Origin of the sequence: Sphingomonas sp. MMS12-HWE2-04 (assembly GCF_044881185.1) — a bacterium.
Lineage (GTDB): Bacteria > Pseudomonadota > Alphaproteobacteria > Sphingomonadales > Sphingomonadaceae > Sphingomonas.
The window spans coordinates 3,343,292-3,355,257 of record NZ_CP173254.1; the positions used below are offsets into that span (position 1 = coordinate 3,343,292).

Here is an 11,966-nt window from a genome sequence, read left to right on the forward strand (position 1 = left end):
CCGCCCTTTATTGCACGACAAGATCCGGCTGGATGGCGCGCCGGTGGTACGTGAATGTCGCCTGTGTGGCGCGTGGGAGGCGCACCGGTGGTGCGCGCAGGGCGCGCCAATGGCGCGTCGGCATCGCGCGGACGGCGCGTGGATGTAGCGCCGCGATAGCCTGAACGGTGCGCGTCCGGCGCGTCGCCTCCGCAAGCCTGCCGCGCCGGCCTTCCCGCCCAACCTTGCGGTGGGCGCTTGATGAAGACCGAAAAGCGCCCTGCACCCGATCGATTGCGCTTAGCCATGCCGCACCGCCTCCTCGCCAACGGCGAGATATGTTCTTCCTTTGTTCGTTTCAAGGCCGGGCAATACCGATGCCGAAACCGCTGACGCGCGCGGGGCGTTGCGGGATACGCTTTCGCGGCTTAAGACGCTTGCAAACACGATCAGGGGAAGAGAGCCAAATGGCGGGTGCCAAGAACCACCAATATCACATCCTCCCTCCCAGCATCTGGCCGTTGTTCGGCTCGTTTGCGGCGCTGGTGCTCGCTTCGGGCGGCATCATGTGGATGCACAGCATGCCGAGCGCGGCGCTGGTCTTCTTCGCCGGCGTGGTGCTGATCGCGATCACCTTCTTCGGCTGGTGGTCGAAAGTGATCGAGGAAGCGCATGCCGGCGATCACACGCCGGTGGTCCAGCTGCACCTGCGCTATGGCATGATCCTGTTCATCGCCTCCGAAGTGATGTTCTTCGTCGGCTGGTTCTGGGCGTGGTTCGACTTTTCGCTCTTCCCCTCGACGGTGGAAGCGGTGGGCGGGCAATGGCCGCCCAAGGGCATGGAAGTGCTGAACGCGTGGGAATTCCCGCTGCTCAACACGCTGATCCTGCTCTGCTCGGGCTGCACGATCACCTGGTCGCACCACGCGCTGCTCCACAATGAGCGCGGCGGCGCGCTGAAGGGCATCTGGGGCCTGCTGGGCGTCGGCGAGAACGACAACGTCAAGAAGGGCCTGTGGCTGACGATCATCCTCGGCGCCGTGTTCAGCTGCATCCAGGCCTATGAATACATGCACGCCCCCTTCCCGTTCAAGGCGGCGAGCCCGGGCGGATCGAGCTATGGCGGCGCCTTCTTCATGGCGACCGGGTTCCACGGCTTCCACGTGCTGGTCGGCACGATCTTCCTGATCGTCAACCTGGTGCGCGTCTATAAGGGCGACTTCACCCCGCGGCAGCATTTCGGCTTCGAAGCGGCCGCCTGGTATTGGCATTTCGTCGACGTGGTGTGGCTGTTCCTCTTCGCGTCGATCTATGTCTGGGGCGGATGGGGCGCGCCGGTCCACGCCGGTTGACGTGACCGAGCCTGACCAGGAAGTTTCGGGGGGAGGCACGATGCCTCCCCCTTTCATTCGGGGCTGCACGGCTGCTGCCCGCGCTGCGGCGCGCGCACGCTGTTTCGCGGGCCCGTGGCCTTTGCCGAGCGCTGCAGCCGCTGCGGGCTGGACTTCACCCGCTTCAATGTCGGCGACGGGCCGGTGGTGTTCCTGACGCTGGGAATCGGTGCGCTGGTGACTGCGCTGGCGCTATGGGTGGAGTTTACCTTCGAGCCCGGCGTGCTGATCCATGTGCTGCTCTGGGTGCCGATCACGGCGGCGCTGACCGTCGGCGCGCTGCGCATCGCCAAGGGCTGGCTGCTCGCGCTCGAATATCGCAACCGCGCCGCCGAAGGGCGCGTGCGGGAAGAGCCGTGAAGCGCGTTCCAATCTTCGCGACCTTGCTGGTGGCGCTTGCCGTGGCGGCGATGCTGGGGCTGGGCGTGTGGCAGCTCCAGCGGCGCGGCGAGAAAGAAGCGGCGCTGACGCTGTACGCGGCCAATCTCGGCAAGCCGGCGATCCCCTTCCCCTCGCCGCCGATCGGCGACACGCTGCTGTTTCGCAGGGCGCATGCGATGTGCGTCGAGCCGCTGGGCTGGCGTAAGCAGGGCGGGCGCAGCATCAAGGGGCTGAAGGGCTGGCGGCAGATCGTCGAGTGCCGCACCGGCGCCGAAGGGCCGGGGCTGCTGGTCGATATGGGCGTGTCGCCCGATCCAGGCTTCGTGCCGCACTGGGCGGGCGGGCGCGTGACCGGCACGATCACCCATGCGCCGGATCATCGCCCGCTGATCGCCTCGGCCTTCGGCGGCAGCGGGCCCAAGCCGCTGATGCTGGTATCGGACATGGCGGCGCCGGGCCTCGAGCCCACCGCACGGCCGGACCTGTCGAGCGTGCCGAACAACCATCTCGCCTATGCCGTGCAATGGTTCCTGTTCGCGGGCGTGGCGCTGGTGATCTATGGGCTGGCGCTGCGCTGGCGGGCGCGGGCGTAGTCGGGGTCTTCAGCCGATATTCCGGATTGAGGCCGACCGTTCGAGATTTGGTGATACCTGCCGCTGGGCTCAAACCTTCTCCCGCGAAAGCGGGAGAGGGCTAGGAATATCCGCCGGTCAGGTGTGGCCGCCTTGATACGCCCGCGGCTCGGCGGCCCCGGCGAACGCCGGGGAGCCATGCAACTCAGGGCCGCTGCTGGATCGGGCCGGCCACCGCGACGCTCGGCTTGGCGGCGACCTGTTCTATCTCCGCCGCCATCTGCTTGGCGACGACCACCGAGCCCTGCTGCGTGAGGTGGCCATAGTCGAACTGAATCGGCACGCCGGGCTGGGCCCAGAGCGCGCAGTTCGGCGCGCAGACCGCGTGGTACATCGAGAAATAGGGGACGCCGGCGGTCTTCATCGCCGCGGCCAGGCGGCTGTCGATGCCGGGGACCTGGCCGTTGCGGTGCTTGTCGATCGGCTCGCCCTGATCGATCTGCATCGCGAGCAGGCGCGGCAGCGGCTGATCATATTCGACGATCGGGCCCGAGACGAGCACGCGCGGCACGGTCTGGCGGATCTTCGCGACGGTCTCGGCGACCTTGGGCACGTCGCCGTCCAGCCAGCGGGCCGAGACGATCACCACATCGGGGCGCAGCTTGGGGATATAGTCGTTGAAGACATGATCCATCAGCGTGAGGCATTGCGGCGCGCCGCGGGTGCTGAGCAGCGGCTTGCAGCCCGAGGCGGTGGCCTGGAGCACCTGCATATCGGGCAGGGTCTGGTTGAGCCCGTAATAGAGATGCGCGGCGTGGCTGTCGCCGATGATCAACACGCGCGGCTTGCCGGTGGCGCTGCCAGTGGTTGCGCCGCCGCCGAGGCATTCGTCGGGGCGGAACTCGTCGAACGTGTTTTGGGTGGTGAGGAAGCACGTGCCGGTGCGCATCATCGCAGTGCGGCCGTTGCGCTCGCCATAGGCCAGCACGCCGCGCGCCTGGGCCGAGATCGGATAGGCATAGCTGGTGACCATCGCCAGCGCGAACACCGCCGCGGCACAGGTCGCCATCGCGCCGGTACCGCGCAGCACCACCTGGCGCGAGCTGAGCCCGGGGGTGTGGCGGAAGGGCTGCTCGATGAACTTCCACGAGATCGCCGCGGCGACCAGCGACGCCGCCAGCAGCCCGGCGCGCTCGACATTGTCGAGCCGGGCGTCGAGATGCTTGTAGAAGACGATGATCGGCCAGTGCCAGAGATAGAGCGAATAGGAGATCAGCCCGACGAAGCGCATCGGCCAGAGCGCCAGCGCGCGGCCCGCGAGCGTCTTCCAGCCAGTGCCGCACAGGATCACCAGCCCCGCGCCGATGCACGGCAGCAGCGCGCTGGCACCGGGGAACAGCGTCGCCTTGTTGTAGAAGAGGACCGCATAGCCGATCATCGCGAGGCCGAGCACCGCGCCCGCTTCGGCCTGCCATTGGCGGCGCGGGCCCGGGATCGCGCCGAGCGCGAGCAAGGCGCCGATCGCCAGTTCCCAGGTGCGGAACGGGATCAAATAGAAGGCGGCACTGGGATCGCGATAGACCATCCAGACCGAGGCGAGGAAGCTCGCGACGGTGATCGCCCAGATGATCTGCCGGCGGCGCGAATCGGCGAGGCTGCGGGTGAAGAAGATCAGCAGCGGGAAGAAGACGTAGAATTGCTCCTCGACCGAGAGCGACCAGGTGTGGAGCAGCGGATTGCTGTCCAGCGCGCCGTCGAAATAATCGCTCTGGCCGTAGAACAGGATGTTCGAGACGAAGAAGATCGAGGCGAGGATCGAATGGGCCACGTCGCTGGCCTGATCCGACATCAGCAGCGCGGCAGCGGCGGCCATCACCGCCAGATAGAGCACGAAGAGCGCAGGGAAGATGCGGCGGACGCGGCGCTTGTAGAAATCGAGCAGGCCCTGCTGCCAGGTGCCGCGCTCGTCGAGCAAGGTTTGCGTGATCAGATAGCCCGAGATGACGAAGAATACGTCGACGCCGACGAACCCGCCCGAGAACAACGCGGTTCCCAGATGGAAGATGACGACCGGAATCACTGCGACGGTGCGCAGCCCGTCGATATCCGCGCGATATTCTCTCGCCATATTTGTAAAGCCTTACTCACGCATGCTGCAGCGCAACCAAAAACTAGCCTAGGGGCGTGTTGCAGTGCAAACCGGCTCGACCGTCTCTTGCCCCGGTTCGTCGTACGTGGCGGAACCTTGCTGCCCCGGCGTGCTCCGGCTAGGCCGCGGCGATGGATTTGGACCAATGACCCCGCGCGAACTGATCGGCGTCGCCGAAGTGCCCGGCGGCCCGCCGCTGCGGCTGATGAAACATGCCGGCGACTTCATCATCATGCTCGATCGCAACGAGCTGATGAGCAGCCGGATGAGCGGGTCCGAAGTCGCGCTGGGCGTGATGACGCTCGAGCGGCTGGGCAATCCCGCGGCGCCGCGAGTGCTGATCGGCGGCTATGGCATGGGGTTCACGCTGCGCGCAGTGCTCGCCGCGGTCGGCTCCGAAGCGCTGGTGACCGTGGCCGAGCTGGTCCCGGGCGTGCTCGAATGGGCGCGCGGGCCGATGGCCGAGCTGGCGGCCGGGTGCCTCGACGATCCGCGCGTCGACATGCGGATCGCCGATGTCGGCGCGGTGATCGGCCGCGCGCGCGACGCCTATGACGCGATCCTGCTCGACGTCGACAACGGCCCCGACGGGCTGACCCGCGACGCAAATGATGGCCTCTATACCCCGGCCGGACTGGCGCGGGCGCGCACCGCGCTGCGGCCCGGCGGCTTCCTCGCGATATGGTCGGCCGGGACCGACGTGAAGTTTACTCGGCGGCTTTCCGAAGCGGGGTTCACCGTCGAGGAAGCGCAGGTGCGGGCGCGCGAGAACGGCAAGGGACCGCGGCACAATATCTGGTTTGCGCGCAGGCGCTGAGCCGACACTTTGGCGCGGGCGAGTTTTGCTTCACTTGCCGCCTCTCCCCGCCGCGGCTAACGCCGGGCCATGCGCTACCACAGCACCCGAGGCGCCGCGCCTTCGCTCGGCTTTCGTGACGTGACGCTCGCGGGGCTCGCGAGCGACGGCGGGCTCTATGTGCCCGACACTTGGCCGAGCCTGACCCGCGAACAGATCGCCGGGCTGGCCGGGCTCTCCTATGTCGAGACCGCAGTGCGGGTGATGCTGCCATTCGTCGAGGGCGACCTCAGCGAGGACGAATTGCGCGACCTGTGCAGCCAGGCCTATGGCCGCTTCTCGCACGCCGCGGTTACGCCGCTCGTCCAGCTCGACGCGCAGCATTGGCTGCTCGAACTGTTCCACGGCCCGACCCTGGCGTTCAAGGACGTCGCGCTCCAGCTGCTCGGGCTGCTCTTCGAAAAATTCCTGGCCGGCAGCGGGGACCATCTGACCATCGTCGGCGCGACCTCGGGCGACACCGGCAGCGCGGCGATCGATGCGGTGGCCGGCCGCGCGGGCATCGACATCTTCATGCTTCACCCCAAGGGGCGCGTCTCCGACGTTCAGCGGCGACAGATGACGACGGTGCTGGCGCCCAACGTCCACAACATCGCCATCGAGGGCAGTTTCGACGACGCCCAGGCGCTGGTGAAGGCGATGTTCAACGATTCCGGTTTCGCCGGGCGCTTCCAGGTCACTGCCGTCAATTCGATCAACTGGGCGCGGCTGATGGCGCAGGTGGTCTATTATTTCTATGCCGCGGTGCGCCTGGGCGCACCCGAGCGCGAAGTGGCCTTCGCAGTGCCGACGGGCAATTTCGGTGACGTGTTCGCGGGCTATGTCGCCGCGAAGATGGGGCTGCCGGTGGCCAAGCTGATCGTCGCGACCAACGTCAACGACATCCTCCACCGCGCGCTTTCGAGCGGCGACTATTCGACCGGCAGCGTGACGCCGACTGCGGCGCCGAGCATGGACATCCAGGTCAGCTCGAACTTCGAGCGGCTGTTGTTCGACCTTGCCGGCAGCGATGTCGGCGAGCAGATGCGCGGCTTCGAGCGCGCGCGGGCGATGCGGCTGAGCAATGCCCAGCGCGAAGGCGCCGCCGCGCTGTTCGCCAGCGATCGGATCGAACCCGACGACATGAACGGGGCGATGCGCTGGGCCTTTGCCGAGAGCGGCGAAGTGCTGGATCCGCACACCGCGATCGGGCTCGCCGCCGCGCGTCGCGCCGGGCTGCCGCCCGAAGTGCCGGTGGTGACGCTGGCGACGGCGCACCCGGCCAAGTTCCGCGACGCCGTGGAGCGCGCCACCGGTCAGCGCCCGTCGGTGCCGGCGCGGCTGGGCGACCTGTTCGAGCGGCAGGAACGCTATGACGTGCTGCCGGCGACCTTCGAGGCAGTCACGGCCTATATCGCCGAGCGGGCGACGCCCAAGCGGTAAGCGCGCTCGGGGATGACGGCGGCGGAGCGCGCCTCTATGGACGCGCGATGCACTTGACGACTCTCACCGGCGAGCCCTGGGCCGATTACGGGCTGGTCGACAGCGGCCATGGCCGCAAGCTCGAACGCTACGGCAAATATCGCTTCATCCGTCCCGAGCCGCAGGCGATGTGGGCGCCCGCTTCGGACGATTGGGATGCGGACGGCGAATTCCTGCCCGCGCCCGACGACGAAGGCGGCGGCCGCTGGCATTTCGCCCGGCAGACCCCGCGCGAAGGCTGGCCGCTGCGCTGGAACGAAGTGACGTTCACCGCGCAGACCACGCCCTTCCGCCATCTCGGCTTCTTCCCCGACATGGCGCCGGTGTGGAGCTGGATGCGCGGGCAAATCGCCGACAAGCCCGAGCCTGAGGTGATGAACCTATTCGGCTATACCGGGGTCGGCAGCCTGGCGCTCGCCGCCAAGGGCGCGCGGGTGACGCATGTCGACGCGTCGAAGAAATCGGTCGCCGAGGGCAAGGCCAATGCCGCGCTTTCGGGGATGGAAGACAAACCGATCCGCTGGATGATCGACGATGCCGGCAAGTTCACGGCACGCGAGGTGCGCCGCGGACGCCGCTATGACGGGATCATCCTCGATCCGCCCAAATGGGGGCGCGGGCCGAACGGCGAAGTGTGGAAGCTGGAGGAAGGGCTGCCCGGGCTGATCGCCGACACGCGGCAATTGCTCGACGCGAACTCGCGCTTCCTGTTCCTCACGGTCTACGCCGTGCGGATGTCGGCGCTGGCGATCGGCGAACTGGTCCGCCAGCATTTCGCCGATCTGGGCGGCACGATCGAGGCGGGCGAGCTGACCGTGCGCGAGGAAGCGCGCGGGCTCGAGCTGCCGACGGCGATCTTCGCGCGCTGGAGCCGGTGAACCCAGGCGCATTCCTGCTATTGGCGGGTGCGGGCGTGTTGGGCGGCGCGATGAACGCGCTGGCCGGTGGCGGCACCTTCGCCACCCTGCCCGCGCTGATCGCGGCGGGACTGCCCTCCAATATCGCCAATGCGACCTCGAACGTCGCGCTGCTGCCCGGCGCGGCGGCGAGCGCATGGGGCTATCGCGACGAACTCGAGCCGCTGGGCGGGATCGGCATGCCGCTGCTGGCGGCAGTCACCTTTGCCGGCGGGCTGGCGGGAAGCCTGTTGCTGTTCCTCACCCCGAGCCGCGCCTTCGACTTCATCATCCCCTGGCTGCTGTTGCTTGGCTTCATAGCGATGGCGTTCGGCCGCCGCGCGTCTGACTGGCTGCGCGCCCGGGTGACGATCGGCAGGCCGGCCTTGCTCGGCACCCAGGCGGTGCTGGGCGTCTATGGCGGCTATTTCGGCGGCGGCGTGGGGCTGATGATGACCGCCGCCTATGGCCTGCTCGCCGGCGCGCATCCGCGATCGCTGTTCGCGCTGCGCACGCTGATGCTGGCGGTCGCCAATTTCGCCGCGGTGTTCGTGTTCGCGGCGACCGGGCTGGTGCGCTGGCAGGCGTGTCTGCCGATGCTCGCCGGCGGCGTGATCGGAGGATGGCTCGGCGCCATCCTGGGCAAGCGCCTGCCGCACGGCGTGGTGCGCGCATGGACGCTGATCGTCACCGGCGTGACGACGATCGTGTTCTTCGTGCGCGCCTATGCCTGATGCGCTAAGCAGCAGCATGACCGACGCGCCGATCTACCGCCATCGCCTTGCCACGCGGCTGTGGCACTGGGTGTCCGCGCTTTGCGTGCTGATCCTGATCCCGAGCGGGCTGATGATCTTCAACGCGCATCCGCGGCTCTATTGGGGGCGCTATGGCGCCAATTTCGACCATGCCTGGCTCGAGCTGCCGCGCTTCCCCGGCTGGCTGACGCTGCCGAGCCATTACAGCCTCTCGGGCGCGCGGCACTGGCATCTGTTCTTCGCGCTGGTGCTGGCCTTCGGGCTGCTGGCGTACATGCTGATCAGCCTGGCCAACCGCCATTTCGCGCGCGACCTGCGCATCCGGCCCCGCGAACTGACCCTGCGCGCCTTATGCACCGATTTCCGCGCGCATCTCGCGCTGCGCTTCCACGATCCCGAAAATCCGCGCGCCTACAACATCTTCCAGAAATTGAGCTATGCTGGGGTGATCTTCGGGCTATTGCCGCTGCTGATCCTGACCGGGCTGGCACTGTCGCCGGGCATGTGGCCGTGGCTGGCCGAGATGTTCGGCGGGCGGCAATCGGCGCGCTCGCTCCATTTCATCGCGATGGCGGCGACCAGCCTGTTCCTGCTGGTCCACCTCACCCTCGTGATCCTGGCGGGACCGATCAACGAAGTGCGATCGATGGTCACCGGCTGGTGGCGCGTGCCGGAGGAAGACGCATGATCCTGACGCGGCGCAACCTGATCGTCGGCGCAGGGGCGGGTCTGCTCGCCGGGTGCAACGCCTGGACCGACAGCCCGGTGCTGATGAGCGCCGAGGAGGCGCATCGCTTCCTCCAGCGATCGGTCAACGGCCGCGCCGCGCTCGCCCAGCAATTCCGGCCCGACCAGCGCAGCCCGCGCTTTCGCGTGAACGGCACGGCCAATCCCGACACGCCCGAATATACAATGCTGGCCAGCAATCGCTTCGCCGACTGGCGGCTGCAGGTCGACGGGCTGGTGACGCGCCCGCTGCGCCTGAGCCTTTCCCAAATCCAGTCGCTGCCGCAGCGCGCGCAGATCACCCGGCACGATTGCGTCGAGGGCTGGAGCGCGATCGGCAAATGGCAGGGGCCGCGGCTGGAGACCGTGCTGCAGCTCGCCGGGCTCCGCGATCAGGCGCGCTACATCGTCTTCTACTGCGCCGATCGCTACGGGGGCGCCCCCTATTACGAGTTCGATCGACCTTATCGACGCCTTCCACCCGCAGACGATCCTCGCCTGGGCGATGAACGATGCGTTGCTCTCGGTCGGCCACGGCGCGCCGCTGCGGCTGCGGGTCGAACGCCAGCTGGGCTATAAGCACGCCAAATATCTGATGCGGATCGAGGCTGTCTCGTCGCTCGACCAGATCGGCGGCGGCAAGGGCGGCTATTGGGAGGATAGCAACGGCTATGAATGGTATGCCGGGATATAAATCCGAAACCTGATTCCGGATTGCGGAAACTCGTTACGCACCTAAATTCGACGACCGGAGGGGAGCCGTCTCACAGGGATACTCCATGGCGTTGATCGACCGTTTTTTCGAGCGCGCAGTCAAGCGCGGACAGCTTACCGTCATCCATTCCGATGGCGCGACCCGGACCTTCGGCGCCGCAGATGCCGAGCTCAAGCCGGTGACGCTGCGGCTGGCAAAGGGCGCGCAGCGGCGCATCCTCACCGATCCCTCGCTGGGCGCCGCCGAGGCCTTTATCGACGGCGACCTGACGCTCGAGCAGGGCGACATCCTCGACCTGCTGACGCTCATCACCGCGAACAATCGCTGGGAAGACAATCCCTCGGTCCTCCAGCCCAAGCCGCTGCGCGCGCTGGTCGACGGAATCATGCATCGGCTGGGCCGGATCAACATGGCCAAAAGATCGAAGCGCAACGTCGCGCATCATTATGATCTGAGCGACCGGCTCTACGACCTCTTCCTCGACGCCGACCGTCAATATAGCTGCGCCTATTTCGGCGATGTCGCCAACAGCCTGGAACAAGCGCAGATCGACAAGAAGGCGCATATCGCCGCCAAGCTGGCGATCCAGCCGGGGATGAAGGTGCTCGACATCGGCTGCGGCTGGGGCGGGATGGCGCTGTATCTCCACCGCAAGACCGGCGCCGAAGTGCTGGGCGTCACGCTTTCGGAGGAGCAGCTCAAGGTCGCGCGGCGCCGCGCCGAAGAGTCCGGCGTGGCCGACAAGGTGCGTTTCGAACTGATCGACTATCGCCATGTCACGGGCCAGTTCGACCGGATCGTCTCGGTGGGCATGTTCGAGCATGTCGGCCCGCCCTTCTATCGTACTTTTTTCCGCAAATGCCGCGAGTTGCTCACCCCGGACGGCGTGATGCTGCTCCACACGATCGGGCGCGCCGGCGCGCCGGGGGTGACCGACAAGTTCACGCTGAAATACATCTTTCCGGGCGGCTATATTCCGGCGCTCTCCGAGATCGCGCGCGGCTATGAGGGGATGCGCTATTTCCTCACCGATGTGGAGGTGCTGCGGCTGCATTATGCGCATACGCTCAAACATTGGTACGACCGGACGGTGGCGGCGAAGGAGTCGATCGTCGCGCTGTATGACGAGCGCTTCTTCCGAATGTGGAGCTTCTATCTGGCCGGCTGCTATGTGAGCTTCTGGAACGGCGGGCTGGTCAATTACCAGCTCCAGTTCGCCCGCTCGCGCGACGCGCTGCCGCTGACCCGCGACTATATGGTCGATGGCGAGCGCGCGCTGCACGAGGTGGCGACGGCGGGGCAGGACCGCGCCGAACTGCACGCGGCGGGGGCATTTTTCGGCTAGTCAGCGCGGATAGCGAAGATCCATCACCGCCACCCGGTGATGGACGCGTTCCTCCGGCACCGCAGCGTCGATATCGGCGATGTTCTGGGGCTTTGCTCGCTCGTCATCGGGTCAGCACGCCTCGTATTTCCAGTTGCGGCGCTTGCCTTCGCGCATCCAGCCGACCGCGTCGGCGACGCGGCGGGCGCGGGTTTCGGGTCGCTTGGCCTCGGCGATCCACGTGCAATATTCGCGGCGGCAACTCGGCGGAAAGCCCTCGAACGTCGCGCGGGCGGCGGCGTCCTCGGTCAGGGCCGCGGCCAGTTCGGAAGGGATTTCGGACTCGGCAGCGGCGGCGCGGCGCGGCCGGGCGGGCGCGCTTTCGGCTGCAGCGGCGGCGGCCGCGATCTCGGCCTCCAGCGTTGCGGCGTCGGGCAGGTCTTCGAGCGACGTGATCCGGCCATATTGGCCCATCGCCTCGCCTTCCTTGCCGCCGCCGCGGCCCTGGCGGTCCCAGAAACCGAAGCTGGCATGCGCCTTGAACGCCGCCATATTGGCGAGCGGGCGACCCTTATGGACGAAGAAGGGCATGCTCCATTTGATCGTTTCCTCGACGGCCGGGCAGGCTGCGTGGACGCGATCGCGCAGCCAGGCGAGGATCGGCTGCGCGAAGGGCGTTTTGGCGGCGATGTAGGCATCGACGCGGGGATCCCGGGGCATGGCGCGCTCCTAGCGTGGAGCGCGCAGCGTCGAGGGTCTCC

General features: G+C 67.3%; 11 protein-coding genes and 1 pseudogene. 10 read left to right on the top strand and 2 right to left on the bottom strand.

The window, feature by feature from the left end:
* Window positions 1-446: 446 nt before the first annotated feature.
* The 3 genes from AB2M62_RS15655 (at window position 447) to AB2M62_RS15665 (ending at window position 2,344) form a co-directional block, all read left to right on the top strand.
* Window positions 447-1,331, top strand: a complete 885-nt coding sequence (locus AB2M62_RS15655; RefSeq protein WP_404335252.1) for a cytochrome c oxidase subunit 3 — start codon at window positions 447-449, stop codon at window positions 1,329-1,331.
* Between the two features lie 114 nt (window positions 1,332-1,445).
* Window positions 1,446-1,730: a DUF983 domain-containing protein gene (locus AB2M62_RS15660; RefSeq protein WP_404335254.1), complete on the top strand. Its 285-nt coding sequence runs from the start codon at window positions 1,446-1,448 to the stop codon at window positions 1,728-1,730.
* Entirely contained in the window at window positions 1,727-2,344 is a 618-nt protein-coding gene (locus tag AB2M62_RS15665; RefSeq protein WP_404335256.1) for an SURF1 family protein, read from the top strand. Before AB2M62_RS15660 ends, AB2M62_RS15665 begins: the two co-directional genes overlap by 4 nt.
* A 184-nt stretch (window positions 2,345-2,528) precedes the next feature.
* Here AB2M62_RS15665 and AB2M62_RS15670 read toward each other — a convergent pair whose 3' ends face one another.
* Window positions 2,529-4,451 carry an acyltransferase family protein gene (locus AB2M62_RS15670; RefSeq protein ID WP_404335258.1) on the bottom strand — a complete coding sequence of 641 codons (1,923 nt, stop codon included), beginning with the start codon at window positions 4,449-4,451 and terminating at the stop codon, window positions 2,529-2,531.
* Window positions 4,452-4,617: 166 nt separating this feature from the next.
* Here AB2M62_RS15670 and AB2M62_RS15675 point away from each other — a divergent pair, with 166 nt between their 5' ends.
* From AB2M62_RS15675 to AB2M62_RS15705, 7 genes and pseudogenes are all read left to right on the top strand, one after another.
* A complete protein-coding gene (locus AB2M62_RS15675) occupies window positions 4,618-5,289 on the top strand; it encodes a spermidine synthase (protein WP_404335260.1) in 672 nt (223 codons plus the stop codon).
* A 69-nt stretch (window positions 5,290-5,358) separates the two neighbouring features.
* Window positions 5,359-6,750 (top strand): threonine synthase, encoded by a 1,392-nt coding sequence (gene thrC / locus AB2M62_RS15680; protein WP_404335262.1) that lies wholly within the window; start codon window positions 5,359-5,361, stop codon window positions 6,748-6,750.
* A 47-nt stretch (window positions 6,751-6,797) separates the two neighbouring features.
* Complete coding sequence (locus AB2M62_RS15685) at window positions 6,798-7,667, top strand: class I SAM-dependent methyltransferase (RefSeq protein WP_404335264.1); 870 nt, start codon at window positions 6,798-6,800, stop codon at window positions 7,665-7,667.
* 50 nt (window positions 7,668-7,717) lie between these two features.
* A complete protein-coding gene (locus AB2M62_RS15690; protein WP_404335266.1) occupies window positions 7,718-8,419 on the top strand; it encodes a sulfite exporter TauE/SafE family protein in 702 nt (233 codons plus the stop codon).
* Window positions 8,420-8,435: 16 nt separating this feature from the next.
* On the top strand, window positions 8,436-9,128 hold the full coding sequence (locus AB2M62_RS15695) for a cytochrome b/b6 domain-containing protein (RefSeq protein ID WP_404335268.1): 693 nt from the start codon (window positions 8,436-8,438) through the stop codon (window positions 9,126-9,128).
* 224 nt (window positions 9,129-9,352) lie between these two features.
* Window positions 9,353-9,719, top strand: a pseudogene (locus AB2M62_RS15700) (molybdopterin-dependent oxidoreductase); the annotation flags it as partial.
* A 226-nt stretch (window positions 9,720-9,945) separates the two neighbouring features.
* A complete protein-coding gene (locus AB2M62_RS15705) occupies window positions 9,946-11,226 on the top strand; it encodes a class I SAM-dependent methyltransferase (protein WP_404335270.1) in 1,281 nt (426 codons plus the stop codon).
* 111 nt (window positions 11,227-11,337) lie between these two features.
* On the opposite strand, the gene AB2M62_RS15710 is transcribed toward AB2M62_RS15705, so the two are convergent.
* Window positions 11,338-11,925, bottom strand: coding sequence for a YdeI/OmpD-associated family protein (locus AB2M62_RS15710; RefSeq protein WP_404335272.1), 588 nt, complete (start codon window positions 11,923-11,925; stop codon window positions 11,338-11,340).
* Window positions 11,926-11,966: the final 41 nt, after the last annotated feature.

Excerpts from the sequence above, each read along its gene's own strand:
- AB2M62_RS15675 (WP_404335260.1), top strand. The coding sequence starts at position 4,618 with ATGACCCCGCGCGAACTGATCGGCGTCGCCGAAGTGCCCGGCGGCCCG.
- AB2M62_RS15655 (WP_404335252.1), top strand. The coding sequence starts at position 447 with ATGGCGGGTGCCAAGAACCACCAATATCACATCCTCCCTCCCAGCATC.
- AB2M62_RS15690 (WP_404335266.1), top strand. The coding sequence starts at position 7,718 with ATGAACGCGCTGGCCGGTGGCGGCACCTTCGCCACCCTGCCCGCGCTG.
- AB2M62_RS15710 (WP_404335272.1), bottom strand. The coding sequence starts at position 11,925 with ATGCCCCGGGATCCCCGCGTCGATGCCTACATCGCCGCCAAAACGCCC.
- AB2M62_RS15685 (WP_404335264.1), top strand. The coding sequence starts at position 6,798 with ATGCACTTGACGACTCTCACCGGCGAGCCCTGGGCCGATTACGGGCTG.
- AB2M62_RS15670 (WP_404335258.1), bottom strand. The coding sequence starts at position 4,451 with ATGGCGAGAGAATATCGCGCGGATATCGACGGGCTGCGCACCGTCGCA.
- thrC (WP_404335262.1), top strand. The coding sequence starts at position 5,359 with ATGCGCTACCACAGCACCCGAGGCGCCGCGCCTTCGCTCGGCTTTCGT.
- AB2M62_RS15705 (WP_404335270.1), top strand. The coding sequence starts at position 9,946 with ATGGCGTTGATCGACCGTTTTTTCGAGCGCGCAGTCAAGCGCGGACAG.
- AB2M62_RS15695 (WP_404335268.1), top strand. The coding sequence starts at position 8,436 with ATGACCGACGCGCCGATCTACCGCCATCGCCTTGCCACGCGGCTGTGG.